A 25,218-nucleotide genomic window follows, 5' to 3' on the forward strand; every position below is an offset into this window, starting at 1 on the left:
GTCGAACGCGGCACCGCTCCCGCTCGTCGGGGGCGATGATGCGGGACGACCGGCGATGTGAGGGAGACGGCACGGAATGAAGGCCCTGGTGTGCAGCCGGCTCGGTGGGCCGGAGGATCTCGCCATCGAGAACCTGCCCGATCCGGTGGCGGGCCCCGGCGAGGCGCTGGTGCGGGTGCGGGTCGCGGCGCTGAACTTCTTCGATACGCTCATCATCGCCGGCCGCTATCAGGTGAAGCCCGAACTGCCGTTCTCCCCCGGCGGCGAGGCCTGCGGCGTGATCGAGGCTTTGGGCCCTGGCGCAGAGGGCTTCTCCGTCGGCGACCGGGTGATGGTCCATCTCAGCCACGGCACCGCCCGCGAGCGGATCGCGGTTCCGGTCAAGCGCCTCGCGCGGGTGCCGGATGCCGTGTCCGACGCCGCCGCCGCCGGGCTCTCGATCACCTACGGCACCACGCTCCACGCGCTCCGGGATCGCGCCGGCATCCGGCCGGGCGAAACGCTCGTCGTCCTCGGCGCCTCGGGCGGCGTCGGGCTCGCGGCGGTCGAACTCGGAAAGCTGCTCGGGGCGCGCGTCATCGCCTGCGCCTCCTCGCCTGAAAAGCTCGAGACCGCCCGCGCCCACGGCGCCGACGACCTCGTCGACTACAAGGCGAACAACCTGCGCGAGGAATTGCGGCGCCTCGCGGGCGAGCGCGGAATCGACGTGGTCTACGACGCGGTCGGCGGTGATCTGGCCGAGCCGGCCATGCGCGCGCTGGGCTGGAAGGGGCGCTTCCTCGTGATCGGTTTCGCCGCAGGCGAGATCCCGAAGTTCCCCCTCAACGTCATCATGCTCAAGGGCATCGACGTCCAGGGCGTGCATTGGGGTGCCTTCGTCGAGCGCGAGCCGGAGGCGCATGCGGCCAACCAAGCCAGGCTGCTCGCCTGGGCAGCGGAGGGCAAACTCACCGTGAAGGTGCACGGCGTCTATCCGCTCGACGCCTACGCGGAGGCGCTCGGGGTGCTCGTCCGCCGCGAGGCAGTCGGCAAGGTGTTGCTCGACCTCAAAGGCTAGAGGCAAGCTCGGCCAGGAGCATTCGGGGCAGGCCCGCTCGGTGTTTGATCCCTCGGTGGGGTGGTACGGTGGACCACCACACCGGCGGTCCGGCGGTGCAATTCCCAAACTGTCCGGAAGCCGGCCAATGGCCGTCTTTTTCCGCGTTCGGGAGGGCCGCCCCCCGTCACGCAGACCCGTCGGCGATGAACCGCAGTATCGCGGCCGATCGATCCTACCGGTCGAGCCGTGCCAGCGCCGCGGCGATCCGCGCCGCGCCCGGTCCGCCGCCCGCGGCCACGGGGTGGCGGCGGTCGAGGGCGATCGCGCCGCGGTGGCTGGCATGGGTGATGGCGATCGCCAGCGCGTCCGCTGCGTCGGCGAGCTTGAACTCCGCCTTCGGCAGTAGGAACTTCACCATCGCCTGGATCTGCACCTTCTCCGCATGGCCGTTCCCGGCCACGGTCTTCTTCACGAGGTTGGCGGCGTATTCCGCCACCGGCAGCCCGGCCAGCGCCGGCACCAGCAGCGCCACGGCGCGGGCATGGCCGAGCTTGAGCGTCGCCTGCGCGTCCTTGTTGACGAAGGTCTCCTCCACCGAGACCTCGTCGGGCGTGTAGGTCGTCACGATGCGGGTCAGACCTTCGTGCAGTTCGCGCAGGCGCAACGCCAGCGGCAGGTCGCCGTCCGAGGTGACGACGCCGCAGGCGAGGTAGGACAGCTTGCTGCCGCGCGCCATGATCAGGCCCCAGCCGGTGCGGCGCAGGCCGGGATCGATGCCGAGGATGCGGACGTCCGTGGTCATGGCCTCGGCCTCCTTCAGAGCATCGATCCGGTACGGCACATATCGTGAACGAAGCGTTGCCGCAAACCCGCGGCCCGCTTTCGCGGCTTACTGAAGCTTGAACTCACCCTCCAACCGGAGGGACACCTCGTCGCCCAGCAGCGGCAGGAAGGCGTTCACGCCGAACTCGGAGCGCTTGATCACCGTCCAGCCGTCGAAGCCGACCGAATAGATCTTATCGACCGGGTTGACGCCCGCCTGGTTGAAGGTGGCGTCGAACGAGACCGGCTTCGAGACGCCGCGCAGGGTCAGGGTGCCGTTGACGCGCGCCGTCGTCGGGCTCGTCGGCTCGACCGACGTGCTGACGAAAGTCGCCTCGGGAAACGTCCCGACGTCGAGGAAATCCGGCTGCTTGAGGTGCGCGTTGAGCTTGTCGTTGAGCCCGTTGGCGCTGCCGGTGCCGATCTTGACGGAGAGACTGCTCTTGGCCGGCGCGGCGGGATCGAGAACGAGGTCGCCCGACACCTCCGTGAACTGGCCGTAATAGGTCGAGAAGCCGAGATGGTTGATCGACCACGTGATCTTCCCATGCGCCGGATCGAGCCGGTAGCGCCCGGCCTTCACCTGCCCCGGATCCTTGGTCAGGGCGGGTGCCGTTCCCTTGGCGGCCTCCTGCGCCTGGGAACCGCCGGGCGCGGCGAATGCGAAACCCGCCAGCAGGAGGGCGGCGAGGGCGAGCGTGCGCTTCATGCGGTCACCTTGTCGGTTGTGCCGCCACGACGGATATGGCCTTAGGCCAAGCGCGGCAACGGACCCTTCGAGGATCGACGGTTCACATGATCGGCAAGCTCAAGGGAATCGTCGATTCCTACGGAGAGGATTTCGTCATCCTCGACGTGAACGGCGTCGGCTACGTCGTCCACTGCTCTGCTCGCACTCTGCAGCGTCTGCCGAAGCCCGGCGAGGCGACGGATCTGGCCATCGAGACGCATGTGCGTGAGGACATGATCCGCCTCTACGGTTTCCGCGTCGATGCCGAGCGGGAGTGGTTCCGCCTGCTCCAGACCGTGCAGGGGGTCGGCACCCGCGTGGCGCTCGGCGTGCTCTCGGTGCTGGAGCCGGCACAGCTCGCCACCGCCATCGCCACCGGCGACAAGGGTGCCGTCGCCCGCGCCCCCGGTGTCGGCCCGCGGCTCGCAGCCCGTCTCGTCGCCGAGCTGAAGGACAAGGCGCCCGCCTTCAGTCCCATCGATCCGGCGCTCATCGCCCTGACCGGCGCCGTCGAGGACAGGACCGCGCCGCAACCGGTCGCGGACGCGATCTCGGCCCTGGTCAACCTCGGCTATGCCCAGATTCAGGCCTCGGCCGCCATCGCCGCCGCCCTGAAGGGCCTCGGCGAGGAGGCCGGGACGGTGGAGGCCAAGACCCTGATCCGGCTCGGGCTGCGGGAACTGGCCCGATAGGATAGACCGAACCGCCTCAACCGCCCTCGTCGAAAGGCGGCGGCTGCAGGCGCTGCCAGGCGGAGGCGATCCGCTCCGGCTTCACCTCCAGCGCCGCGGCGCAGGCGAGGAGCGACGGTTCGTCGCTCATGACGTGGTCGAGCACGGCGCCGAGAAAGCCCGGATCGTGCAGGCTCTCGCGCAGCGTTCCGGGCTCCAGGCCGCTCGCGGCGATGAACCGGAACAGCCGGTCCTCGTCGGCGGCGAGCCATCCGAGCACCTCGACCGCGAGACGCTCGCTCGGGCCATCACTATGATCAAGTTTGCGTTTCATCAACGAGTAGCAGTTTAAGAGAGTAAGAGGGCCGGGCCACGGGTTGGAACGCCATCGCGACCGCGCCGGAGCAGGTCATGAAGAAAACCGTTCTCATCGTTGAAGACAACGAGCTGAACATGAAGCTCTTCAACGATCTTCTGGAGGCGCATGGCTACGCGACCCTCAAAACCGCCAACGGTATCGAGGCGATTGAACTCGCGCGCGCGCACCACCCAGACTTGATCCTCATGGATATCCAGCTTCCCGAAGTCTCGGGCCTGGAGGTGACAAAATGGCTCAAGGACGATGACGACCTACGTAACATTCCCGTGATCGCCATCACCGCTTTTGCAATGAAGGGCGACGAGGAACGCATTCGTGAAGGCGGATGCGAGGCATATTTGTCCAAACCGATCTCGGTTGCGAAGTTTTTGGCAACGGTCCGTCGGTACATTGGCGATGACGGCGCTCCCTGAGACCTCTTCGGACTGAATGCCGTCGCGGTCCTGAAGGCCGCGCCTCGGAGGAACGATGTCCGCTCGCGTCCTGATCGTGGATGATCTCTACCCCAACGTCCGGCTGCTCGAGACGAAACTGTCTCTCGAGTATTTCGACGTGGTCGTGGCGATGAATGGGCCAGACGCCCTGGCCATTTGCGAGAAGGGCGAATGCGACGTCGTTCTCCTCGACGTGATGATGCCGGGCATGGACGGCTTCGAGGTCTGCCGCCGGCTCAAGGCCAATCCCGCCACCGCCCACCTGCCGGTGGTGATCGTCACCGCCCTCGATCAGCCCGCCGACCGGCTGCGGGGCCTGGATGCGGGCGCCGACGACTTCTTGACCAAGCCCATCGACGACACCGCGCTGATGACGCGGGTGCGCAGCCTCGTACGGCTGAAGGCGGTGACGGACGAACTGCGCTCGCGCGCCCTGGAGACGCGCGAGATCGGCGGCCCCGACCCCCTGGTTCTCGCCGCGGCCGATACCGGCGAGGGTGCGCGCATTCTCCTCGTGGAGGACCGGGCGAGCGCCATCGACCGCATCGGCACGGCGCTCTCCGAACACCATCAGGTCACCGTGGAGACCGACCCGCACCGCGCCCTGGTGCGGGCGCCCGAGGGAGGCTTCGATCTCGCCCTGGTGAGCCTCGATCTCGAAGGCTTCGACGGGCTGCGCCTGTGCGGCCAGCTCCGCTCGCTGGAGCGGACCCGCAGCATGGCGCTGATCATGGTCGGCGAGATGCACGAGAAAACGCGCATCACCCGCGGCCTCGAATTCGGCGTCAACGACTACCTGCTGCGCCCGGTCGACCGCAACGAGCTGATCGCGCGGGTGCGCACGCAGGTGCGGCGGCGGCGCTTCTCCGAGACGCTGCGCGGGGCGCTCCAGGCCTCGATGGAACTCGCGATCACCGACGACCTGACCGGCCTGCACAACCGGCGCTACCTCGACCGCCATCTCGGGCCGGTCTTCGGTGAGGCGGCCTTGCATCAGAAGGGCCTCGCCTGCCTGCTCCTCGACATCGACCGCTTCAAGCTGATCAACGACACCTACGGCCACGAGGCCGGCGACGAGGTGCTGCGCGCCTTCGCCGAGCGCATCCGCCAGTATGTGCGGCCGATGGATATCCTCGCCCGCTACGGCGGCGAGGAGATCGTGATGGTGGTGCCCGGCGCCGAACTGCCCGATGCCCGCGCCATCGCCGAGCGCATCCGCGAACGGATCGAGGCGACCCCCTTCGCCATCGAGGGCGGGACGCGCGACATCGGCGTGACCGTCTCGGTCGGCGTCTCCGTGCGACGTGCGAGCGATACGGGGCCGGCCGACCTGCTCAAGCGCGCCGACACCGCGCTTTACCGCGCCAAGTCCTTCGGCCGGAACCGGGTCGAGGCGGCGGCCGCGTAGGGGATCCCGGCCAGCCTCACTCGGGAGCCGGCACCTCCGCCGGGACGGTGGCGGGTGGGGACAGGCCGAGCAGCCGCGCGATCTCGTCGCCCTCCGCGCCGCCCAAGAGGTCGGCGAGGGTGTAGCGGTCGAGAACCGCCAGGAAGGCTGCCAGCGCCTCACCGAGTGCCCGCCGCAGGCGGCAGGGCGCGGTGATGGCGCAAGACCCTGAGGAAAAGCACTCGACCAGGGCGAGATCGTCCTCCGTCTGGCGGACGACGGCACCGATGACGATTTCCTTCGGTGGCTTGGCGAGGCGCAGGCCCCCGCCCCGCCCCCGAATCGTCTGAATCAGCCCGAGCCGGCCGAGTTGATGCACCACCTTGGTGAGGTGGCTTTCCGAGATCCCATAGGCGCGCGCGATCTCCGCGATCGAACTCTGCTTCGGCTCGCGCAGGCCGACATAGATCAGGGTCCGCAGGGCGTAGTCGGTGTAGCGGGTCAGGCGCATGGCGGGTCCGAACGACCTATAAGGTACATTTCAGTTGCATCTTTTAGAGAGCTGCGACAAAAGATTCATGTCGAATGAATCTTTGGATCCGACAATGCCCGCACCGCTCTCGCCCCAAACCGTCGCCACCGTCAAAGCCACGGTTCCGGCTCTCGAAACGCACGGGCTCGCCATCACCCGGCGCATGTACGCGCGCCTGTTCGAGAACGCGGAGATCCGCGACCTCTTCAACCAGTCGCACCACGGCGAAACCGGCTCGCAACCCAAGGCCCTCGCCCTCGCCGTTCTGGCCTATGCCCGCAACATCGACAACCTCGGCGTGTTGACGAGCGCGGTAGAGCGCATCGCCCAGAAGCATGTCGCGCTCAACATCCTGCCGGAGCATTATCCGCACGTCGCCGACGCCCTGCTCGCGGCGATCCGTGATGTGCTCGGCGAGGCGGCCACCCCTGAGATTCTCACCGCCTGGGGCGAGGCGTACTGGTTCCTGGCGGAGCTGCTCATCGGCCGGGAGGCGACGATCTACCGGGATCAGGCGACCAAGGCCGGTGGATGGAATGGCTGGCGCGACTTCGTGGTCGAGAGCGTCACCCCGGAAAGCGAGACGATCCGCTCGTTCGTGCTGGTCCCGACTGACGGCGGCGCCGTGCTGCGCCACGAGCCGGGGCAGTATCTCGGCTTCCGCGTCGACCTGCCGGGCCGAGGCGTGCTGAAGCGGAACTACTCGATCTCCTGCGCACCGAACGATCGCGCCTACCGCATCACCGTCAAGCGCGAGGCTGCAACGGCGCATCCGGCCGGACTCGTCTCGAACTGGCTGCACGCGGACGCGAAGGCCGGAACCGTGCTGAAGGTCGCAGCACCCGCCGGCGACTTCTTCCTCGACCGGGAGAGCGCCGAACCGGTGGTTCTGGTCAGCGGCGGCGTCGGCCTGACGCCGATGGTCAGCATGCTGGAGAGCATCGCCGCGGAGACGCCCGAACGCCCGGCTTGGTTCGTCCACGGTGCCCTGAACGGGCGGGTCCACGCGATGCGCGAGCATGTGCGCGGCCTTGTTGCGAACCGAGCGACCCTGTCGGCCCACATCGTCTACGCGGAGCCGGAGCCGCAGGACCGGCCCGGCGAAGATTTCGACCGCGAGGGGCTGATCACCGCCGAGTAGCTCGTTTCGAACACGCCCTCGGAGCGTGCGACCTACTACCTGTGCGGACCCAAGCCCTTCCTGGCCGCCCTGGCCAACGGGCTGACCCGCGCCGGCGTCCCGGCGGAGCGGGTCCGGTTCGAGTTCTTCGGCCCCGCCGACGAGTTGTTGGACGAGGCGCCCCGGCAGGCTGCCTGAGCCGGCAAGGCCACGCCGGAGGCGCGGTCAACCCGCCCCCGGATCGGTCTCGTCGCCCTGTGCCGGCACACCGGGCTTGCCGTCGGTCTTCTCGTTGGGATCCTTGACCGCGTCGGGGGCGCTGTTGGCGGGCTTGTGCCCGTCCCGGTGCTCCCGATCCGTCTCGCGGTCGTCGCCGTTCTGCTTGTCCATCGTCGCGTTCCCTTTGGAGCATCGTCCCGCAAGGCGGTTGCCGGCTTTCGGAAAAAGATGATGCAAAGACAGGAACCCAGAGCATTGTCCTGGATCTGAGATCCAGGACAATGCTCTGGGAATCGGGGCCGGGGCGGCTCAGGCGTTCTTGGCCCGGTCGGGCTCGCCCGCGACGGGCTCCCCCTCACGCGGGCCGGCCGAGGCCTTGCGGTCGGAATGGCCGCCGGACGAACCGCCGATCGCGGGCGGCGTGCGTCCGGCCGCGGCCCCTTCCGCGCTTTCGCCCCATTCACCGTGCCGCTCGGCATCGGAGCGCCCGCCGCCCCCCTGCCCGGTGATCGCCGCCTGCTCGGAGGTCTGGTGGCCGCCGCCCGCCGGATGGGGGCCGGGCGAGCCGACCGCCTCGTCGGGCTTGCGGGTGCCGGTGTTGCTCAGGTCTTCGTCGGGCCGGTTCTCATTTCCCATCACGGCCGCCCCCATCATGCTCGCCAAGATGCTTGCCATGACGCGGCGGCTCTTCCTGGCCAACGGCGGCGGTGGCGCGCTCGATCGCCTCCTGCGCCGTCGCGTCGGGCTCGGAACGGGAAGACGGATCGGAGATCCGGCGCAGATTCTCCGCGGGCGTCTCGGCCTCGGTCTGGTCCACCGCGTCCTGGCCCTGGCGCTCCGTGCCGGAGGCGATGCGCGCGGTCTCGGCCGTCCCGTCGGGATTGCTCTTCAGGTCCGCCTGGGTCCGCGAGGGGACGCCCATATCGAGGGGCGAATCGGTGCCGAAATCCTGGCCGTTGCGATCCGCATAGGCGTCGAACGCCCTCAGCGACGGCCGGTCGGGGGAAGTCTCCGTCATTCTTCGTCCTCCTGATCTGACCGGGACAACAATCCGGGACCGGAGGAGTTGCGGTGCGGGTCCGTCGCAGACCCGCACCGCGCGACGCGTGTTAGCCGATGCCTTCGAAGAGCACTGAGGAGATGTAGCGCTCGGCGAACGAGCAGGCGATGGTGACGATGCGCTTGCCCTGGAACTCGGGGCGGCCCGCCAGTTCCAACGCCGCCGCGACGTTGCCGCCGGTCGAGATGCCGCCGGGGATGCCCTCGAACTTGGCGAGGTCGCGGGCGGTGTCGATCGCCTGCTGGTTCGACACCTTGAGCACGCCGTCGAGGATGTCGGTGTGCAGGTTGTCGGGGATGAAGCCTGCGCCGATACCCTGGATCTTGTGCGGGCCGGGCTGGCCGCCGGAGATCACGGGGCTGTCCACCGGCTCCACCGCGAACACCTTGAGGCCGGGCAGGCGCGGCTTGAGCACCTCGCCGACGCCGGTCACCGTGCCGCCGGTGCCGACACCCGCCACGAAGGCGTCGAGCTGGCCCTGCGTGTCGTTCCAGATCTCTTCCGCCGTCGTCTTGCGGTGGATCTCCGGGTTGGCCGGGTTCGAGAATTGCTGCGGCATCACCGCGCCATCGATCTCGCGCAGCAGCTCCTCGGCGCGACCGATCGCGCCCTTCATGCCCTGCGCGCCCGGCGTCAGTTCGAGCTGCGCGCCGAGGAAGGCGAGCATCTTGCGCCGCTCCACCGACATCGTCTCCGGCATGACCAGGATCAGGCGGTAGCCGCGGGCGGCGGCGACGAAGGCCAGCGCGATGCCGGTATTGCCCGAGGTCGGCTCGACCAGCGTGCCGCCGGGCTTGAGCCGGCCGGAGGCTTCCAGCGCGTCGATCATGTTGACGCCGATGCGGTCCTTCACGCTCGAGATCGGGTTGAAGAATTCGAGCTTGAGCAGGATTTCGGCATCGACGCCCCGCTCCTTGGTGAGCCGGTTGAGGCGCACGAGCGGGGTGTTGCCGATGGTCTCGGTGATCGAGCCGTAGACGCGGCCGTGTCCGGGCTTGCGCACGGTGTCCGGAGTCGAGGTGTCTGTCATCGTCTGTCCGCTCCCTGAGCGCTCCCGCGCCGCAACGGCCACCGGCCCGGTGCAGGAGCGCGCGCCAACACGAAAGGCTTTCACATCGGCCCGAAGGAAGACGACCGCCAGGGGGACAAAGCCGATGCGAAACCAGAAACTTAGCGCTCCCGCCGAAGCGTGGTCCGCTGCGGCGACGCGTAGCCGATTTCGCAAGCTCCGTCGAGCTTCACGCCGGGCGGATACCAGTCTTTACACGGACTGCGCAAGGCTGAGCTTTAGCGGAGAATTTTATTTTCCTTTTTCGCCGCCGGACGACAGTATTGTCATCCTGATCACTCCGAATCGATGCACCGGTTACGGTCCGAGATCGCGGGTCAGGCGACGAGGAAGCGGGTGGCGAGGATCAGGATGCCGATTCCCGAACTGGTGGCGAGGGCGGCCAGGGTCGCCGCACCCTCGTGATGAGCGCGGACGAAGTCGTAACGCGCCGCGTGGGAAGCCGCCGGCCGCACCTTCGGGACGACGCGCTGGTGAACCCGGCCGATCCGCATTCCGTCTCTCCGCCTGAGCGGCCGCGCGGAGCGCGACCGGGGAGAGCGAGGAAGCGGCGTGGGAGACTGACGGAGGGTGAATCCGGGCGCCCGTCCGCGAATCGTCGTCAACGGGGACTTAAAACGATCGCGCGCCGGCGCGTCCGAGGAACCGGCGCGCTGTTCGAGAATGGGGCGCCTACAGGGCCCGATCAAACCGCAGCTCGCCGTTCTGGCTGCGGATCACGAGTTGCGAACCGTCGAGGTCCCACTTGCCCGCCGTGCGCAGGGCGACGAGGAAGGCCTGCTCGGTGGCCGCCAGCGCCTTGTCGCAGGTCTTCTTGGTGAGCGCCAAGGGACCGACGGCGAGGTGCTGTTCGCGCAGGGGGAAGGCGGTGGCGGTGAAGGTGTTGCAGCCGCCATAGCCGCGAGCGCGGTACTGCGCGTCGATGATGAAGCTCGGGCGGTCGGCACCGGTGAACGGCTTGCCGTTCATGCTGACGGCGGTCCACATCGAGCCGAGAGGGAACATCTTCTCCGTCGGCTTCGCGCCGGGGACGTATTGCGGCTTCTTATCGGGCTGCTTGCCCGCGCCGAAACCGGACGGATTGCCGCCCATGCCCATTTGCGCCGCAGCCGGCACGGCCGCGAGCGCGCCCGCGGCAACCGCGCAGGCCAGCGCGGCGGTCAGCATCCTGTTCATCGTTCAGCCCCCTGTCTGCTCGACTGCTTCACCCCGGAGCCCCACTTGGCCAGCGGCTCGGCTCTTCGCCCGATGATTGGGCCGAGCCGGCGCTTGCTCCGTATCCTTCGGGCCGCGCTCCCTGTCGGCAGCCGGTCCTGGGCGCTAGGGGGAATCGGCACAGATTCAAGCACAATTATGGTCAAGACCGGCCCGAGACCCGGTTCAGCGCCGATCCCGTCCGTTTCGACGCGCCGCGAACCTTGTGCGGCAGGAATCCTCGCCCGGCGAGTCGTCGGAGTGGGCGAAACGCCGTTTCTCACAAGCTTCGCCGAAACGAACCGGCCCGTCGGACCGTTGAACCATCCCGTGCCCCGTGGCGCGGGGTGGTATCTGCCAAGGATCGAGGAGAGCGGTTTGACGGGATCGGATGAAGGTGTGTCGAGCGGAGCCTTGCCCAATACGATGAATGCGGCCCAGTGCCGGGGTGCCCGCGGCCTGCTCGGTTGGTCCGAGGCGGATCTCGCCCGCCGTTCGGGGCTGGACGAAGGCTTCATCAAGGGGTTCGAGGCCGGCACGGGCGATCCCGCTTCGGGCCAGGTCGAGGCTTTGCGCAGCGCCCTGATGCAGGGCGGTGTCGTCTTTACCAATGGTGCGACACCGGGCGTGCGGCTGTCCGAGCAGCAGCGGGGCGGCGACGAGGGCACGCGGCTCGATCAGCTCACCACCGAGAACGATCGCTGAGGCAGAGCCTCAACCCGTCGCCAGGGCCTTGAGGTCGAAGCCCGGATCGGCAGCCTGCCCCGGCGTCAGCGCCTTGCCCGCGGCCAGCAGGCGGCGGGCCGCCATATGGTCGGCGGGCCGATCCACCGATTCGACGGCGCTGAGCGCATCATCGCGGAAGCGGAACACCGAGAAGCCGGCGCCGGCACGGCGCAGGACGCTCGCGTCAGTCGGTGCGGCGAGACCGGCGATCTGGAGCTTGCGTGGCCCCTGATCGCTCCAGAACCACGGCACCGCGTCGTAGGCCGCGGGCCGGCCGGTGAGCCGCGCGGCGAGACAGCGGGCCTGATCGACCGCGTTCTGCACCGATTCGATCCGCACCCGGTCGCCACCGGGCATTCCGGACGCGAAACGGCTGGGGAAGCGCACGCAATCGCCGATCGCCGAGATCGCCGGATCGCTCGTTGCCAGGAAGGCATCGATCTCGATGCCGTCGCGCACGGCGAGCCCGGCCTCCGCCGCGAGTTCCTGGTTCGGCACCACGCCGATGCCGACAAGCACGAGGTCGGCGGGCAGGCTTTTCCCGTCGTCGGTGCGGACGGCCGCAACCCGTCCCCCCTCCCCCTCGATGGCAGTGACACCCGCCCCGAACAGGAACGTGACGCCGGCCTCCTCGTGGAAGCTGCGGAACGCCGCTGAGGTCTCGGGCGAGACCGCCCGCGCCATGACGCGCTCGGCCGCCTCGATCACCGTGACGGAGAGACCGCGGGCGGCGCAGACCGCCGCGAATTCGAGGCCGATGAAGCCTGCACCCACCACGACGATCCGGTGGATGCCCCCGATCGCCGCACGAAGCGCATCGGCTTCGTCGAGGGAGCGAAGCTGGTGCACGCCTGCGAGATCGGCCCCCGGCACCGGCAGCGCCCGGTTGCGGGTGCCCGTCGCCAGGATGAGATGGTCGTAAGACAGATCCTCGCCGTCCGAGAGCCGGACGCTGCGCCCGGCGCGGTCGATCGCCGTCACCCGTATCCCGGGCCGGTGCTCGATACGGTGCTCGGCGAAAAAGCTCTCCTGCCGCAGCAGCAGGCCGCGGTCATCGGTCTTGCCGGCGAGATAAGCCTTCGACAGCGGCGGGCGCTGATAGGGGAGCGCGGCCTCCTCGCCGATCAGGCTCAGGCTGCCGGAAAACCCCGCCTCCCGCAGCGAGGCGGCGGCCTGGAAGCCGGCCTGCCCCGCCCCGGCGATGACGATCGTCTCCATCGGCACACTCACTCGCCCGCCTCGGCCGGGCTGCGGACCGCCTTGAGCGGCGGCGCGGCAGCCGGCTCCTCCGGGAAGAAATCGCCGGGAATGCTCGGCAGGAAGCGGCGCCCCTCCTGCGCGAGATAGTCCCAGAACGCATCGGAGGCCGGACCGAGCACCTTGTCGGCGCGGCGCACGACGTACCAGTCGCGCCGGATCGGCAGGCCCTCTACGTCGAGGAGGACGAGGCGCCCGCTCGCCACCTCCGCCGCCACCGAGTGACCGGACAGGAGCGCGATGCCGAGGCCCGCCATCACCGCCTGCTTCAGCGTCTCGTTCGAGCCGGAATCGATCCCGAGCTTGGCCCGGCGGATCATCACGCCGTTCATGAATTCCTCGAAGACCGAGCGGGTGCCCGAGCCCTCCTCGCGGACGAGGAAGGATTCCTCGGCCAGATCCGCCCGCGTCAGGCCGCGCCGCCCCGCCATCGGGTGGTCGGGCGCGGCGATCAGCACCAGGGGATGGGGGCCGAACGTCTCCGCCTCGATGGCGAAGTCCCGCGGCGGGCGGCCCATGATCGCGAAATCGATGTCGTAGTTGCGCAGCGCCTCGATCGTGTCCTGGCGGTTGCCGACGGTGAGCGAAATCTCGACCTTCGGATGGCTCTCCATGAAGCCGGCGATGACGAGCGGCGCGAAATACTTCGCCGTGGAAACGACCCCGAGGCCGACCCGGCCGCCGCCGCCGCCCTTCAGGGTGCGCAGGCGGTCGGTGCAGGTTTCCAGCACGGTGTTGATGCTGTTGATCGCCCACAGCATCTCGCGGCCCGCATCGGTCGGTTTGAGGCCGGTCGGCGTGCGGTCGAACAGGAGAAGGCCCGCCTCCTCCTCGAGCTGGCGGATGCGTGCGTAGAGCGCGGCGGAGGTGACGTTGAGCTCTTGCGCGGCCCGCGTCATGGTGCCGAGCCGTGCGACCGCGGCGACCGCCTGAAGCTGCTTGAGCGAGAGATTGCGCATGCCCCGGTTTTAGTTTTTTTGCGGGGCACCACAAGTTTTTTTAGAAATCTTTCGACAGCCGTCTCGTGCCGTCTGGCGCTGCCGCCTCGCCACAGCGTATCATGGCGTGAGATGGACCTGCACGCCTTCGCGCGCGCATGGCCGATAAGAACGCCGCGCAGGACCTTATGTTAAGCGCGGCTTCGACGGGAGCGAGCCTCAGAACGATGACGAAGCCCTACGGGTCATCCCTCGACGATCATCTCGACGCCGAAGTCGCGCGGGATCCCTCGCTGGCCGACACCGCCGCCACGATCCGGGCGCTGGCCGCCGCCGCGATCGACGTGAGCGAGACCGTGGGACGTGGGTCGCTGGCCGGCGATCTCGCCGCCCAGGGCGAACACAACAGCGACGGCGACGTGCAGAAGGCGCTCGACGTGATCGCCCACAAGCGGTTCATGCAGGCCCTCGAAGAGGCTCCCGTGGCGCAGGTCGCCTCGGAGGAAGCCGAGGATGTGGTGACGCTGAAGGCCGATGCGCCGCTGGCCGTCGCGATCGACCCGCTCGACGGCTCGTCCAATATCGGCGTCGGCATGGTGGTCGGCACCATCTTCGGCATCCGCCCGGTGACGCAGGGCGAGGATCCCAATGCCTCGTTCCTGACCCCCGGCACCACACAGACCGCCGCCGGCTTCGTCGTCTACGGCCCGGCTACGACCTTCGTGGTCACGCTCGGAAACGGCACCCGCATCTTCACCCTCGACCGGACGGACAAGGTCTTCCGCCTCACCCACGACGCGATGAAGATCGTGCCCTCCGCCAACGAGTACGCGATCAACGCCTCGAACGTCCGCCACTGGGACGGGCCGGTGAAGTCGTTCATCGAGGATTGCCTGCGCGGCACGGAAGGCCCGCGCGACCGCGACTTCAACATGCGCTGGACCGCCGCCCTGGTGGCGGATGCGCAGCGCGTCCTGATCCGTGGCGGCGTGTTCCTGTATCCGGGTGACAACCGGAAGGGCTACGCGCAGGGCCGCCTGCGCCTCTTGTACGAGACCGCCCCCATCGCCTTCCTGATCGAACAGGCGGGCGGCGCCGCCACCGACGGCCAGGGCCGCATCCTCGACCGGGTGGCCACCAAGATCCACGAGCGCTCGCCCCTGGTGTTCGGCTCCACCGAGGAGGTCGAGTGCGTGGCCAAGTACTATGACGGCCGCCAGCCCAGTGCCGGCCGCTCCCCCCTGTTCGGCCAGCGCGGCCTGATGCGCAGCTAGAGCGTCAGCGTCCTCACATCAGCAAGCCCATGTCGGCGCGTCATCCCATCATCTCGGTCACCGGCTCCTCGGGCGCCGGGACCACCTCGGTCCGCAACACCTTCGAGCAGATCTTCCGTCGGGAGGATGTCAGCGCCGTCTACATCGAGGGCGACGGCTTCCACGCGCACGACCGCGACACCATGCGGGCGATGATGGCGCGCGAGCCGACGCTGAGCCATTTCGCGCCCCGCGCCAACCTCCTGCCCGAGCTGGAGGAGGTGTTCCGGAGCTACAGCGAATCCGGCACCGGCCGCACCCGGCACTACGCCCACGACGAGGCGGATTCCGCGCGCTACGGCGTGCCCATCGGCGCCTTCACGCCCTGGGAGCCGTTCCAGCCCGGCTCGGACCTGCTGTTCTATGAGGGCCTGCACGGCTGCGTGGTCGATCAGAACGTCGATCTCGCCCGCTATCCCGACCTCAAGATCGGGGTGGTGCCGGTCATCAACCTCGAATGGATTCAGAAGCTGCACCGGGACCGCTCGACCCGCGGCTACTCGACCGAGGCCGTCACCGACGTGATCCTGCGCCGGATGCCGGACTACGTGCAGACCATCTGCCCGCAATTTTCGTGGACCGACATCAACTTCCAGCGGGTGCCGACGGTGGACACCTCGAACCCCTTCATCGCCCGCTGGATTCCAACCGCCGACGAATCGATGGTGGTCATCCGCTTCAAGGATCCGAAGGGGATCGATTTCTCGTATCTCGTCTCGATGATCCACGACAGTTTCATGAGCCGGGCCAACTCCATCGTCATCCCCGGGGGCAAGCTCGATCTGGCGATGCAGCTCATCCTGACGCCGATCATCATGCAACTCGTGGAGCGGCGGCGGCGGCTGGCGTAAGCCTCGTCCGTCACCCTCGGAGCGCCGACCGCTCGCGATGACGGCGAGGATCGTGCCGCGTCGCACGCCCCTCAGGCGCTTCCGGCATCCGACATCTCGACGGAGGCCGCCGCCTCCTCTCTGTCGAGAAACGCCGCGACAACTTCAGAGAATTCCGGGGTGCGCAGGTAGCCGTAGGATTTGTGGTGGTTCACGCTGCCGCGCGGGCGCCGATAGGTGTTGAGGACGGGACGATCGATCACGCCCACGCCCGCCAGGTTCGGGGCATAGGCCTCGGCCAGCGTCGTGCCGACGGTCGCCACGTCCTCGCGGTCGCCGAGATTGCTCCAGCGGGCCACGGCGTAGGGCACGCGCAAGGCCCCGTGCTCCGCGGCGAGGCGATGCTTGATCTCGGCCAAGCCCAGGGGCGCGCCCAGGGTGACGAAGTGGTCGATCCGCGGGCAGCGCCCGTCGCGTTCGAGCTGCCGCAGCACGTCGTAGGCGATCAGCGAGCCCATGGAATGGGCGGCGAGCAGCAGCGGCCGGCCGGCATGACCCACCAGCGCCGCCCGCAAGCGGTTGCGCGCGGCCTCGCGGAAGGCGGCGTCCTCGTAGTAGCCCCACAGATCGTCGAGCCGGTGCTCGATGATGAAATCGTCGAGGACGAGGCGTCCGGTCTTCTCCTGCGCCCATTCGACGATGCGGTAGAGCCGGTCGGTCAGGGTCGGGACGCAGACGCCGTCGGCGCTCGGAAACGGTCCCCTCCCCCGCGCAGGGTAGTAGGGCTCCCGGTTGCTGTCCTCGGAGAGCGGCACGTCGTAGCGCAGGTCGGCCCAGTAGACGAAATCGAAGGAGAGGTTCCGGGGATCCGCGCCGAGGTTGCGCCGGAGACCCTCGCGGATCGCTTCGGCCCACCACGCCTGCTTCTCTTCCTTAGGCGGCTTGTTGGCGAGGCCGTGGATACCGAGGATGAGCGGGCGGTCCTGCATCGGTCGAGAAGGGAAGCCCTGCGCATCATCGATTGCCGGCTCAACGCCGACCCCGCAGGGCATATAGCGCACGGACCTCGACGTTCCGCGCGACAAATCGGCAGATTGGTTCGGCGGCCGGGCATCGCCTCGCCGCCACCGGAGAGACGCGCCGTCGGAACGGCGCGCAGGCGTCGGCCTACGCGCCCATCTTCTCCACCAGCGCGTCGGACAGGGCGAAGTTGACGTAGACGTTCTGCACGTCGTCCTGATCCTCGATCACCTCGACGAGGCGGATCAGCTTCTCACCGGTCTCGTCATCGACGTCGATGGTGTTCTGCGCCTTCCAGATCAGGCCGGTCCGGCGCGGCTCGCCAAAGCGGCCTTCCAGCGCCTTCGACACGTCGCCGTAGGCGTCCTGAGCGCAGATGACTTCGTGGCCCTCGCCATCCGAGCGCACGTCGTCGGCGCCGGCCTCGATGGCAGCCTCCAGCATCGTGTCGGCGTCGGCCACGTCCGGCGCAAAGGCGATGACGCCGACGCGGTCGAACATGAAGGCGACGGCGCCGGTCTCGGCGAGGCTGCCGCCGGACTTGGTGAAGGCCGAGCGCACGTCGGAGGCGGTGCGGTTACGGTTGTCGGTCTGCGCCTCGACGATCAGAGCGGCGCCGCCGGGGCCGTAGCCCTCGTAGCGGATCTCCTCGTAGTTCTCGCCGTCCCCGCCCACGGCCTTCTTGACGGCGCGCTCGATGTTGTCCTTCGGCATGTTTTCCGCCCGGGCCGCGAGGATAGCGGCGCGCAGGCGCGGGTTCATCGAGGGATCGGGCGTGCCGAGCTTGGCCGCCACCGTGATTTCGCGGGCGAGCTTGCTGAACACCTTCGAGCGGACCGCATCGACGCGGCCCTTGCGGTGCATGATGTTCTTGAACTGGGAATGCCCGGCCATGGCGGGATCGTCTTCTCGTTCGTGCGGGCGGAGGGCTCCTTCACGCAAGAAGGATCCTCGACGCCGCGCGGGATGTGTCGGGGGCTCCGCTTATAGGCTGCGCGACCACTCCGAGGCAACGCGGGGCGGTGACGGCTCGGGTTCGATCGTCTTCGCGGCCGGGCGCCCGATCCGTCGCGGGCCATCCGCCCCCCGGCACGCCGCTCTTTCGCGCTGGCATCGGTGGCCGGGTTCGCCGCGGGAGTGATAGAGGTCGTGGGCGAAGACCCGATCCTTCCTCACGGTCTTGCATGAGGCGATCCGATGCCGACGACCGAAACGGGTACGGCCGGCACACAGGGCAAGCGGTGGCGCTTCGGCCTCGCCGCCCTCATCGGTGCGCTGGCCGGCGCGACGCTGTTCCCCAGACCCGCCAGGGGCGGCGCCGGGGAAGACGTCAGGGCTGATCCTGCGCCAAGAGATCCCGGTAGCGCGCCGCCGAGCAGCTGACGACGGTGCCGCCGGAGAGCGGCAGCCAGTTCGGGTCGCTCCACAGGAGGAGACGGTCTTCAGGTCCGCGCCCACCTGCACGATGTCGCCCGCGAGCAGCGCGCCGCGCCCCTCCGCCCCGTCCCGCCAGTGCAGCACGGAGCCGCCGGGGAAGTGGCCGCCGAGGCGCAGCAGGGTCAGACCGGGGGCGAGCGCGCGCTCATCCTCCTCCCAGAACACCACGCGGTCGTCGGGGCGCATCACCCATTCGCGGTCGCGGGCGTGGAGGTAGACCGGCGCATCGAAGGCTGCCGCCCAATCGGGCATGGTCGTGTATCACCACCGCCGGCCGCAGGCGCCGAGAACCGGTATGGCGCGAGCGCGGTTCAGGGTACAGAATCCGGGATCGCCCCGAGGCTCTTCCCCCCGGCTCGGGCAGGCCCCACGACGATGCAGCGCACGCTCTCTCTCCTCCACGCCCTCTGTCTCGGCGTCGTCGGCCTCGCCGGCACGGCGGCCTCGGCCCAGGAGCGGCCCTTCACCCCATCGCTCACCTGCGGGACGGTGCAGGCCCTGGTGGCGCGGCAGCGCCGTGTCGTGCTTGCCACAAGCCCGAACGCCTACGAGGCGGTGCATCTCGACAGCGGCGATTGCCGCAACGAGGTGACGGCACGGCCCGCCTTCGAGCCGACCCTCGACAATCCGTACTGCTTCGCCGGCTATCGCTGCGTCCAGCGCAACAACGGCGAGAACTCCGGGCGCTGAATCGGCCCGGTGACGCCGCCGCGTCAGCCCCGCCGCAGCAGGCACTTGGCTTCGGCCCTCGCACGATGCTCGAACCGGGCGAGGCGCAGGCGCCGTTCCAGGGAGATCAGGCCGGCACCCGGCGGCTGGGCAATGATCTCGGCGATGGTCTCGCGCTCGGGGTAGAGGCTTTCCAGCGCCGATCCCGGCATCGTCGCCGAGTCGAGCCGCGCGGCGAAGCCCTCCGCATGAAGGGCACGCACAATGGCGTCCTCCAGCACGAGGCCGGGGGCCTGGGCGCGCAGGGTCTCGTCGTAGGCGGTCTTGAGGAGATGGGCGGTTCCACCCGAGACCAGGGCGAGGCTCGCCGCGACCGTGCGCCCGTCGAGGCGCAGCAGGTCGGCCCGGACGGTGACGGGACCACCGTCCGGCCGGAACAGCGCGCGGGCGAAGGCTTCCGTCCGCGGGCGGCTGCGCAGGGCCGTGCCGGCCTCGCCCTTCCAGCCGGCCGCTTCGAGGGTGAGGAAATCGTCCAGCGCCCGTTCCAGCGCCGCCCCCTCGGTCGGGGTCTCGACGGTGAGCGTCCCGGCCTCCTCCAAGCGGCGGCGGCGGCGGCGCAGGTCCTTGAGGCGGCTCTTGTGCGGGTGGCCGGCGAGGAAGGCCTCGTAATCGGTCCGCCGATCGAGGATCGGGCGCTCGAAATGCGCGACGGTGCCGGTCTGCCAGCCGGCCCGCTCCATGGCGGCGAGCAGCCCGAGGCCGAGGCGGGTCTCGGTCGCGAGCAGCGGCCAGCGCCAGGGCCGGCCGCCGGAGGCGAGTGCCAGGCCTTCCACCAGGGCGTCGAGCCGCTCCTCCAGGTCGGGACCGTCGGCGACGAGGGGTGCGCTCGCCGTCACGTAGGGCGAGAGGAAGGGCTGCGCGATCGCGGCGCCGAGCCCGGCGATGTCGGGGCGCAGGGTGAAGGGCAGCAGGGCGGTGATCGCCCCCCCGTCACGGACGACCACCGCCGAGAGGCGGGGATGGCACAGGCCATGATCGCAATGGGCCGCGACGACCGCCCGCGCGTAGAACGGATGCGCGGGGACGGCTCGGACCGCCAGCGCGTCCCAGGCCGACGCCTCGGCAGCGAGCGCGGCAACGGGCTCGGCGGCCGCCCGCGACGATCCGGAGAGGGAAGGGGCGCGCATCACCGGGCGGCACTCCGCTGGGGAAATCCGACGACCGGCGTCGAGAGACCGTGAAGGGACCGGGCGCCGAGCGCCAGAATGAGCCCGCGCAGCGTGGTCGCCAGCGCCACCGCGATGGCCGCGCCGACGACACCGAGCCAGGGCACCAGGGCAAGGCAGAGTCCTGCGGCGAGGACCAGCATCGCCAGGGTGACTCCGGCGCAGAGCCGCTCGCCGCCGAGCATGGTCAGCACGTCCTCGGCCGGGCCGAACAGGCTCGCCGCGACGCTGCCGGCGACGAGGATCGCCAGAACCGGAAGGCTGGCGCGAAACCCTTCGCCGAACAGGCCGAGCAGCAGCGGCGACACCGCGACGATGGCGAGACCGACGCCCGCCGTCGCCAGGAAGGTCCAGCGCGCCTGCATGCGCACGAGATGCGCAAGGCCGGCCTCGTCGCCGCGCGCGCGGGCGGCGGCGAGGCGCTGGGCGGTCGTGGCGGAGGCCGCGTAATGCACGAAGGCCACGAATTGCTGGATGCGGGTGGCGGCAAAGTAGAGGCCGACGGCCTCCGGGGCTGCGAGGAAGCCGAGGATCACGACATCGACGAAGCCGAAGGCGCTCGCGGCAAGGTCGCCTGCCGCGATCGGCAGGCAAGCGGTCAGCCAAAGCCGCCAACGGTAGCGGCGCGGGCCGGCCGGCAGGTGGCGGCGCAGACGCGCAAGCAGGAGCCCGGCCTGAACCGCCGCCGCGAGGCCGGTCGCCGCCAGCGTGCAGGCGATGGCGACCCAGGCCTCGGCCGGCGCGCCCGCGAGCACGGCGCCGATCATCGCGAGCATGATGAGAGCTTGGCGCAGCAGGTAGGGCGGCGCGATGGCGAGCAGCGGCCAGCCCTGGCTGCGGGCCACGCCCTCGAGATAGTCCTGGAAGGCGAAGAGCGGCACGACGACGGCCGCGACGAGGATCGGCGTTCCGTAGGTGCCGGCGAGCAGGCCGCCTTGCGGGAAGGCCACGGCGAGGCCGCCGAGCGACAGGGCGAGCCCCCCGCCGAGGCTCACGAGCGCTCCGCCGAACAGGAAGCCGCGCACGCTGTCGAGCCGGCCCGTCGCCTGATCGGCGGGCAGGAAGCGGCAGGCGCCCTGGGACAGGCCGAAGGTCGCGGTGTGGCCGAGGATGGCGATCCAGACCCAGATCGTGGCGAAGATCCCGTATTCCGCGCCGCCCATCATGCGCGCCATCAGGACCTGCGCCCCGTAGGCGAACCCGGCCGCGCCGATGCGGACCGCGAACACGCCGAGCGCCGAGACGGCGGCCGTGGCGCGCAGGGCCCGAGCCCGCACGAGGAGGGTATCGAGAAAGGAGGTTGGGAGGCCGCCCGCGATCACCTTGTCCGCTGCCATGGGCGCGCCATCCGAAAGGGCGCCGGGCGCGGGTGTGGCCGGCACGCTCGGCGATCAGCCTAGGAAGCGCGGCATTTCGAGCGGGTTAAGAGTGCCTCATAAAACGTCCGCTGCCGGCCCTACGGCTGCTTCGGTGCCGGGCTTGGTCCGGAGCCCGGCGTTCCGGTCTGGGCCGGATCGGGCTTCGTGGTTTCGGACGTGGCGTGGTCCGCCTTCACCGCGTCCGTCTTATTCGGATCGATCTTGCCCGCATCCTTGGCCGCATCCTTGGCCGCATCCGGCTGGAGCAGCGACAGGGTGATCGCCCGCGTGGCATGCTCGGCCATGCAGCGCAGGCCGAGATCGTTGAGCCGGAAATGGCGGCCCAGCATGTGCGCCTCGGTGGTGCGCTGGGTCGAGAGGAAGCGCATTGCGGCGTAGCGGTGGACCAGCGGCACCGCCTCGCGGCGGGCGACGTCCTGCACGGTGCGCACCATCTGGGTGTAATAGGCGTCGTCGGCCAGACTCTCGGTGAAGACGGGGTCGATGAGCACGATGTCGATGCCGTGGGATTTCACCCATTGCACCGATTCGTCGAGCGCCTCGCCGAAGGCCTCGATATCGACGCGGGCCAGAGCATCGTTGGTGCCGACCTGCCAGACGACGAGGTCCGGCTCCATCTCGGCGACCATGGAGCGCAGCCGCTCGCCCGCCCCGCTCGCGACCTCGCCGGGCAGACCGCGGGCCTCGACCTCGACCTGAACGTCGGGCAGCGCCTGCTCCAGGGCGTTTTCCAGCTTCACCGGATAGCTCGCGGAGGCGCCGAGCCCCGCCGAGGAGGAGCCGATGGAGAGGACGTGGATCGGCCGCTTCTCCTTGAGCGCGGCCTTGACCGCCTTGAGCCGCGCCAGGGTGTAGAGCTTCGAGCCCGGCACCCGGCATTCGGGTGACAGGCTCAGGTCGAGTGCCTCGACCGTCGCGGTCGACGGTGCAGCCGGCATTGGTGCGGCGCCCGAGGTCTCGCCGAAGGCGGGCGAGGCGAGACTCAGGCCGAGGAGGACGGCGAGTCGGCGGGCGAGGCGGCGTCGGGTGCCTTGCGCGTCGGCCGCGGTCTGCGGGAACGCCATTCGACGAACCATGCGGTGAAACCCAGTGCGATCAGGCCGAAGCCTACGACCGAAATGTCAACGAAGATACCGCCGCCGGTTTGGAAGCGCACGAACTGTCCGGCGAGGCTCAACAGCGATCCCATCGAGAAGACCGCGAGCGAGTTGCGCCCCAAACCCGACAGAAAGCGGGCAAGGCGCCCGACGCGCGGTGCGATGAGAGCGTAGACACCCTGGAAGGCCAGCACCATCCCGCAGAAATGGATCAGCCGGGCGGGCGAGAGATAGGTCTTGTCGAAGGTGAAGACGAGGCGCGGCTCCGGCGCGAGCATCGGATCGGGCCGCAATTCGAGCACTGCGAGCACGACGCCGACGGTGACGATGACGACGCCGAGCGGCATCAGCCGCAGCCAGAGGCGCTGCAGCCGCTCCGATCCCCGCGTCGCCTCGTTCGACAGGAAGCCGAGCACCAGCAGCAATTGCCAGCAGAGCGGATCGAAGAACCAATCGCCCTCGCCGGGCCAGGAGGGGAAGTTCCACTCGAAGACGAGGCTCGCCCCGTAGAGCGACAGCGAGAGCGCCAGCAGCAGGAGTCGGCTCACCCGGCCGATCAACACCACGGCCGGGGCAATGGCGATCAGCACCACGTAGAGCGGCAGGATGTTGAAGAAGCCGAGTTGGTGCGTGAGCAGCACGACGCCGACCATGGTCTGGATCGGGTCGGCGAAGAAGCCGCCGGCATTGTGCCATTCGAGGATGAGCGGGTTGTCGAGATAGAGCGCGCATCCGGCGATCATCGCCAGCGCCAGCGCCATGATGGTGAGTTGCGCGCGGTACACCTCGATCGTGCGCGACAGAAGCCGCAGCACCGTGGTGAGGCGCGGCTCCGGCTGGCCGTCGCGCCCGCGGGTGGCAAGCCCGATCGACCAGCCGGCGAGGAACACGAACAGCTCGGCGGCATCCGAGATGCCGTATTGCGAGAAGGTGTAGCGCTCGAAGACGTTGCCGGGGATGTGGTTGATGAAAATCGTGATCAGCGCGAAGCCGCGCCAGAAATCGATCGCGTTCGGCTCGCGCATCAGGCTCCACGGTCCGGCGGTGTGACGTCGCAGCGGCAGGGTCCCGGCCTCCCGCGCGGCGCGCGAGGCGACCGGTACGGCGCCGTTCCGGGACCCGCGACCCGGAGCGGAAGGCGGCCGTCCTGATAGACCGCGCCGTGGTGGATTGGAAAGCGGTGGTTCGGTGACGAGGGCGCGAGAACGGCCGGATCAGGCCGCGCCGTGCAGGTGTCCCGCATGCCACTGGCGCAGGGCGTCGAGGGTGACGACGCCGTCCGGCCAGGCATGACCCTGAAGATGCTGGTGCGGCGCGTCCGGCTCGCCGAGATCGGAGACGGCGGAGAAGGCGCCGTCGAGCCGGTGGCTCTGCGTGTAGCGGCTGCGGGTGGCGAGAACCGGCAGGCCGGCGGCGAGCGCCGAGCGGATGCCGGCCGCCGAATCCTCGAAAGCGATCGCTTCGGACGGATCGATGCCGAGGCGGTGGACGGCAAGGGCGAAGATGTCGGGGGCGGGCTTCTTCTGCGCCGCCTCGTCGCCGGCGGCGATCACGTCGAAGGGCTGCGCGTCGTGCGGGAAATTGAGCCGGAGCAGGAGATCGATGTTCGGCCGGCTCGTGGTGGTCGCCACCGCCAGCCGCACGTTGTCCGCGCGCGCCTCTTCCACCAGACGCCGCACGCCGGGACGAAGCGAGAGTCCGCCGCTCTCGGCCAACGCGCCGTAATGGCGCGTCTTGAGATCGTGGATCTCCGGCATCCGGCGCTTGAGCGCGTGTGCCTCCTCGGGGTGGTATCGCTCGATGTAGTGGACGAGCCGCTCCTTGCCGCCCATCACCTTGAGCAGTTCGGCGTAGAATTCCGGCGACCAGTGCCAGGGCAGGCCGAGCGCGCGAAACGCCCGGTTGAAGCCTTGGCGGTGGAGGTCTTCGGTCTCGGCGAGCGTTCCGTCGACGTCGAAGATCAGCGCCTTCAGCATCGCACGCCGTCCCGCCCGGTGGCCGATTGGGCCGCCTCGCGAATCGCCGCGACGTTTTTTTCGTACTGGGTCGGTCCGCCCTTGAAGGCGGCCGAGCCGGCGACGAGGATGTTGGCACCGGCCTGCGCGGCGGGCCCGGCGGTCTCCGGGGTGATGCCGCCATCGACCGAAATGTCGATGGAGCGGCCCGCCGTCATCGCCTTGACGCGCGCAACGGTCTCCAGAGACGAATGAAGGAAGCTCTGGCCGCCGAAGCCGGGATTGACCGTCATCACCAGCACGAGATCGACCATGTCGAGCAGCGGCTCGATAGCGGAGGCCGGCGTGCCGGGGTTGAGCGCCACGCCCGCGCGCTTGCCCAAGGACCGGATCGTCTGGAGTGAGCGGTGGATGTGCGGACCCGCCTCGACATGGACCGTGATCGCGTCCGCGCCGGCCTCGGCGAAGGCGGCGAGGTAGGGGTCGGCCGGCGCGATCATCAGGTGCACGTCGAAGAGCTTGTCGGTCCACGGCCGCAGCGCCTTCACCACCGCCGGGCCGAAGCTGATGTTGGGCACGAAATGCCCGTCCATCACGTCGAGATGGATCCAGTCGGCGCCGGCTTGCGCGATCGCCCGCGTCTCCTCACCGAGCCTGGAGAAGTCGGCGGCGAGGATCGAGGGTGCGAGAAGGGTCATGGAACGGCTCGAAGCGA

Annotated in this window: 28 protein-coding genes and 2 pseudogenes; 9 read left to right on the top strand and 21 right to left on the bottom strand. The window is 69.4% G+C overall.

Annotation, left to right across the window (positions count from 1 at the left end; all coding sequences use genetic code 11):
• Window positions 1-76 precede the first annotated feature (76 nt).
• Complete coding sequence (locus tag E4V01_RS21590; RefSeq protein ID WP_135299774.1) at window positions 77-1,057, top strand: NADPH:quinone oxidoreductase family protein; 981 nt, start codon at window positions 77-79, stop codon at window positions 1,055-1,057.
• A 214-nt stretch (window positions 1,058-1,271) separates the two neighbouring features.
• Here the strand turns inward: E4V01_RS21590 and ruvC are convergent, their stop codons facing one another.
• A complete protein-coding gene (gene ruvC, locus E4V01_RS21595; protein ID WP_060772137.1) occupies window positions 1,272-1,841 on the bottom strand; it encodes a crossover junction endodeoxyribonuclease RuvC in 570 nt (189 codons plus the stop codon).
• 87 nt (window positions 1,842-1,928) lie between these two features.
• Window positions 1,929-2,570 carry a YceI family protein gene (locus E4V01_RS21600; protein WP_060768688.1) on the bottom strand — a complete coding sequence of 214 codons (642 nt, stop codon included), beginning with the start codon at window positions 2,568-2,570 and terminating at the stop codon, window positions 1,929-1,931.
• Between the two features lie 86 nt (window positions 2,571-2,656).
• Here E4V01_RS21600 and ruvA point away from each other — a divergent pair, with 86 nt between their 5' ends.
• Window positions 2,657-3,283, top strand: coding sequence for a Holliday junction branch migration protein RuvA (gene ruvA / locus E4V01_RS21605; protein WP_060768689.1), 627 nt, complete (start codon window positions 2,657-2,659; stop codon window positions 3,281-3,283).
• A 16-nt stretch (window positions 3,284-3,299) separates the two neighbouring features.
• Here ruvA and E4V01_RS21610 read toward each other — a convergent pair whose 3' ends face one another.
• Window positions 3,300-3,596 (bottom strand): DUF3572 domain-containing protein, encoded by a 297-nt coding sequence (locus E4V01_RS21610; RefSeq protein WP_135299775.1) that lies wholly within the window; start codon window positions 3,594-3,596, stop codon window positions 3,300-3,302.
• Between the two features lie 77 nt (window positions 3,597-3,673).
• On the opposite strand from E4V01_RS21610, the gene E4V01_RS21615 reads away from it, so the two are divergent.
• Both E4V01_RS21615 and E4V01_RS21620 read left to right on the top strand, forming a co-directional pair.
• Window positions 3,674-4,054 (top strand): response regulator, encoded by a 381-nt coding sequence (locus E4V01_RS21615; protein WP_003599942.1) that lies wholly within the window; start codon window positions 3,674-3,676, stop codon window positions 4,052-4,054.
• A 55-nt stretch (window positions 4,055-4,109) separates the two neighbouring features.
• The gene (locus E4V01_RS21620) at window positions 4,110-5,483 is read left to right on the top strand and encodes a PleD family two-component system response regulator (protein WP_060768691.1); all 1,374 of its coding nucleotides are present in this window, start codon (window positions 4,110-4,112) and stop codon (window positions 5,481-5,483) included.
• Window positions 5,484-5,499: 16 nt separating this feature from the next.
• Here the strand turns inward: E4V01_RS21620 and E4V01_RS21625 are convergent, their stop codons facing one another.
• Window positions 5,500-5,973, bottom strand: coding sequence for an Rrf2 family transcriptional regulator (locus E4V01_RS21625; RefSeq protein ID WP_135299776.1), 474 nt, complete (start codon window positions 5,971-5,973; stop codon window positions 5,500-5,502).
• A 94-nt stretch (window positions 5,974-6,067) separates the two neighbouring features.
• Between E4V01_RS21625 and hmpA the strand changes: the two are divergent.
• A pseudogene (gene hmpA / locus E4V01_RS21630) lies at window positions 6,068-7,312 on the top strand (NO-inducible flavohemoprotein).
• Between the two features lie 27 nt (window positions 7,313-7,339).
• Here the strand turns inward: hmpA and E4V01_RS25810 are convergent.
• The 6 genes from E4V01_RS25810 to E4V01_RS21650 all read right to left on the bottom strand — a co-directional run bounded on the left by E4V01_RS25810 (window position 7,340) and on the right by E4V01_RS21650 (window position 10,638).
• Window positions 7,340-7,504 (bottom strand): hypothetical protein, encoded by a 165-nt coding sequence (locus E4V01_RS25810; RefSeq protein WP_193763268.1) that lies wholly within the window; start codon window positions 7,502-7,504, stop codon window positions 7,340-7,342.
• A 138-nt stretch (window positions 7,505-7,642) separates the two neighbouring features.
• Window positions 7,643-7,969, bottom strand: a complete 327-nt coding sequence (locus E4V01_RS21635; RefSeq protein WP_135299797.1) for a hypothetical protein — start codon at window positions 7,967-7,969, stop codon at window positions 7,643-7,645.
• Window positions 7,959-8,351, bottom strand: coding sequence for a hypothetical protein (locus tag E4V01_RS21640; protein WP_135299777.1), 393 nt, complete (start codon window positions 8,349-8,351; stop codon window positions 7,959-7,961). Before E4V01_RS21640 ends, E4V01_RS21635 begins: the two co-directional genes overlap by 11 nt.
• A 91-nt stretch (window positions 8,352-8,442) precedes the next feature.
• On the bottom strand, window positions 8,443-9,423 hold the full coding sequence (gene cysK / locus E4V01_RS21645; protein WP_082290288.1) for a cysteine synthase A: 981 nt from the start codon (window positions 9,421-9,423) through the stop codon (window positions 8,443-8,445).
• A gap of 356 nt (window positions 9,424-9,779) precedes the next feature.
• Window positions 9,780-9,956: a hypothetical protein gene (locus E4V01_RS25815; protein WP_012252670.1), complete on the bottom strand. Its 177-nt coding sequence runs from the start codon at window positions 9,954-9,956 to the stop codon at window positions 9,780-9,782.
• A gap of 178 nt (window positions 9,957-10,134) precedes the next feature.
• Window positions 10,135-10,638 carry an META domain-containing protein gene (locus E4V01_RS21650; RefSeq protein ID WP_060768696.1) on the bottom strand — a complete coding sequence of 168 codons (504 nt, stop codon included), beginning with the start codon at window positions 10,636-10,638 and terminating at the stop codon, window positions 10,135-10,137.
• Between the two features lie 444 nt (window positions 10,639-11,082).
• Between E4V01_RS21650 and E4V01_RS21655 the strand changes: the two genes are divergently transcribed.
• A complete protein-coding gene (locus E4V01_RS21655; RefSeq protein ID WP_060768697.1) occupies window positions 11,083-11,361 on the top strand; it encodes a transcriptional regulator in 279 nt (92 codons plus the stop codon).
• A gap of 9 nt (window positions 11,362-11,370) precedes the next feature.
• On the opposite strand, the gene E4V01_RS21660 is transcribed toward E4V01_RS21655, so the two are convergent.
• Together E4V01_RS21660 and E4V01_RS21665 are read right to left on the bottom strand one after the other, a co-directional pair.
• Window positions 11,371-12,612, bottom strand: a complete 1,242-nt coding sequence (locus E4V01_RS21660; protein WP_135299778.1) for an NAD(P)/FAD-dependent oxidoreductase — start codon at window positions 12,610-12,612, stop codon at window positions 11,371-11,373.
• Window positions 12,609-13,598: a LysR family transcriptional regulator gene (locus E4V01_RS21665; RefSeq protein ID WP_060768699.1), complete on the bottom strand. Its 990-nt coding sequence runs from the start codon at window positions 13,596-13,598 to the stop codon at window positions 12,609-12,611. Before E4V01_RS21665 ends, E4V01_RS21660 begins: the two co-directional genes overlap by 4 nt.
• A 206-nt stretch (window positions 13,599-13,804) precedes the next feature.
• Between E4V01_RS21665 and E4V01_RS21670 the strand changes: the two genes are divergently transcribed.
• Both E4V01_RS21670 and E4V01_RS21675 read left to right on the top strand, forming a co-directional pair.
• Entirely contained in the window at window positions 13,805-14,851 is a 1,047-nt protein-coding gene (locus E4V01_RS21670; RefSeq protein WP_060768700.1) for a class 1 fructose-bisphosphatase, read from the top strand.
• A gap of 29 nt (window positions 14,852-14,880) precedes the next feature.
• Window positions 14,881-15,741, top strand: a complete 861-nt coding sequence (locus E4V01_RS21675; protein WP_060768701.1) for a phosphoribulokinase — start codon at window positions 14,881-14,883, stop codon at window positions 15,739-15,741.
• Between the two features lie 71 nt (window positions 15,742-15,812).
• On the opposite strand, the gene E4V01_RS21680 is transcribed toward E4V01_RS21675, so the two are convergent.
• From E4V01_RS21680 to E4V01_RS26730, 3 genes and pseudogenes are all read right to left on the bottom strand, one after another.
• On the bottom strand, window positions 15,813-16,709 hold the full coding sequence (locus E4V01_RS21680; protein ID WP_135299779.1) for a hypothetical protein: 897 nt from the start codon (window positions 16,707-16,709) through the stop codon (window positions 15,813-15,815).
• A 178-nt stretch (window positions 16,710-16,887) separates the two neighbouring features.
• Window positions 16,888-17,634, bottom strand: coding sequence for a YebC/PmpR family DNA-binding transcriptional regulator (locus tag E4V01_RS21685; protein WP_060768702.1), 747 nt, complete (start codon window positions 17,632-17,634; stop codon window positions 16,888-16,890).
• A 436-nt stretch (window positions 17,635-18,070) separates the two neighbouring features.
• Window positions 18,071-18,438: pseudogene (locus E4V01_RS26730) on the bottom strand (MBL fold metallo-hydrolase); the annotation flags it as partial.
• A 114-nt stretch (window positions 18,439-18,552) separates the two neighbouring features.
• On the opposite strand from E4V01_RS26730, the gene E4V01_RS21695 reads away from it, so the two are divergent.
• Window positions 18,553-18,867: a hypothetical protein gene (locus E4V01_RS21695; RefSeq protein WP_060768703.1), complete on the top strand. Its 315-nt coding sequence runs from the start codon at window positions 18,553-18,555 to the stop codon at window positions 18,865-18,867.
• A 23-nt stretch (window positions 18,868-18,890) separates the two neighbouring features.
• On the opposite strand, the gene E4V01_RS21700 is transcribed toward E4V01_RS21695, so the two are convergent.
• The 6 genes from E4V01_RS21700 to rpe form a co-directional block, all read right to left on the bottom strand.
• Window positions 18,891-20,033: a GNAT family N-acetyltransferase gene (locus E4V01_RS21700; RefSeq protein WP_135299780.1), complete on the bottom strand. Its 1,143-nt coding sequence runs from the start codon at window positions 20,031-20,033 to the stop codon at window positions 18,891-18,893.
• The gene (locus tag E4V01_RS21705) at window positions 20,033-21,409 is read right to left on the bottom strand and encodes a lipopolysaccharide biosynthesis protein (protein WP_135299781.1); all 1,377 of its coding nucleotides are present in this window, start codon (window positions 21,407-21,409) and stop codon (window positions 20,033-20,035) included. Before E4V01_RS21705 ends, E4V01_RS21700 begins: the two co-directional genes overlap by 1 nt.
• 119 nt (window positions 21,410-21,528) lie before the next feature.
• A complete protein-coding gene (locus tag E4V01_RS21710) occupies window positions 21,529-22,515 on the bottom strand; it encodes a GDSL-type esterase/lipase family protein (RefSeq protein WP_060768706.1) in 987 nt (328 codons plus the stop codon).
• Window positions 22,434-23,573 carry an OpgC family protein gene (locus E4V01_RS21715; protein ID WP_135299782.1) on the bottom strand — a complete coding sequence of 380 codons (1,140 nt, stop codon included), beginning with the start codon at window positions 23,571-23,573 and terminating at the stop codon, window positions 22,434-22,436. Before E4V01_RS21715 ends, E4V01_RS21710 begins: the two co-directional genes overlap by 82 nt.
• A gap of 189 nt (window positions 23,574-23,762) precedes the next feature.
• Window positions 23,763-24,524 (bottom strand): HAD-IA family hydrolase, encoded by a 762-nt coding sequence (locus E4V01_RS21720; protein ID WP_135299783.1) that lies wholly within the window; start codon window positions 24,522-24,524, stop codon window positions 23,763-23,765.
• On the bottom strand, window positions 24,518-25,201 hold the full coding sequence (rpe, locus tag E4V01_RS21725) for a ribulose-phosphate 3-epimerase (RefSeq protein ID WP_135299784.1): 684 nt from the start codon (window positions 25,199-25,201) through the stop codon (window positions 24,518-24,520). The genes E4V01_RS21720 and rpe overlap by 7 nt, the downstream gene beginning before the upstream one ends.
• Between the last annotated feature and the right edge of the window lie 17 nt (window positions 25,202-25,218).

This window comes from Methylorubrum sp. Q1 (assembly GCF_004683995.1).
GTDB lineage: Bacteria > Pseudomonadota > Alphaproteobacteria > Rhizobiales > Beijerinckiaceae > Methylobacterium.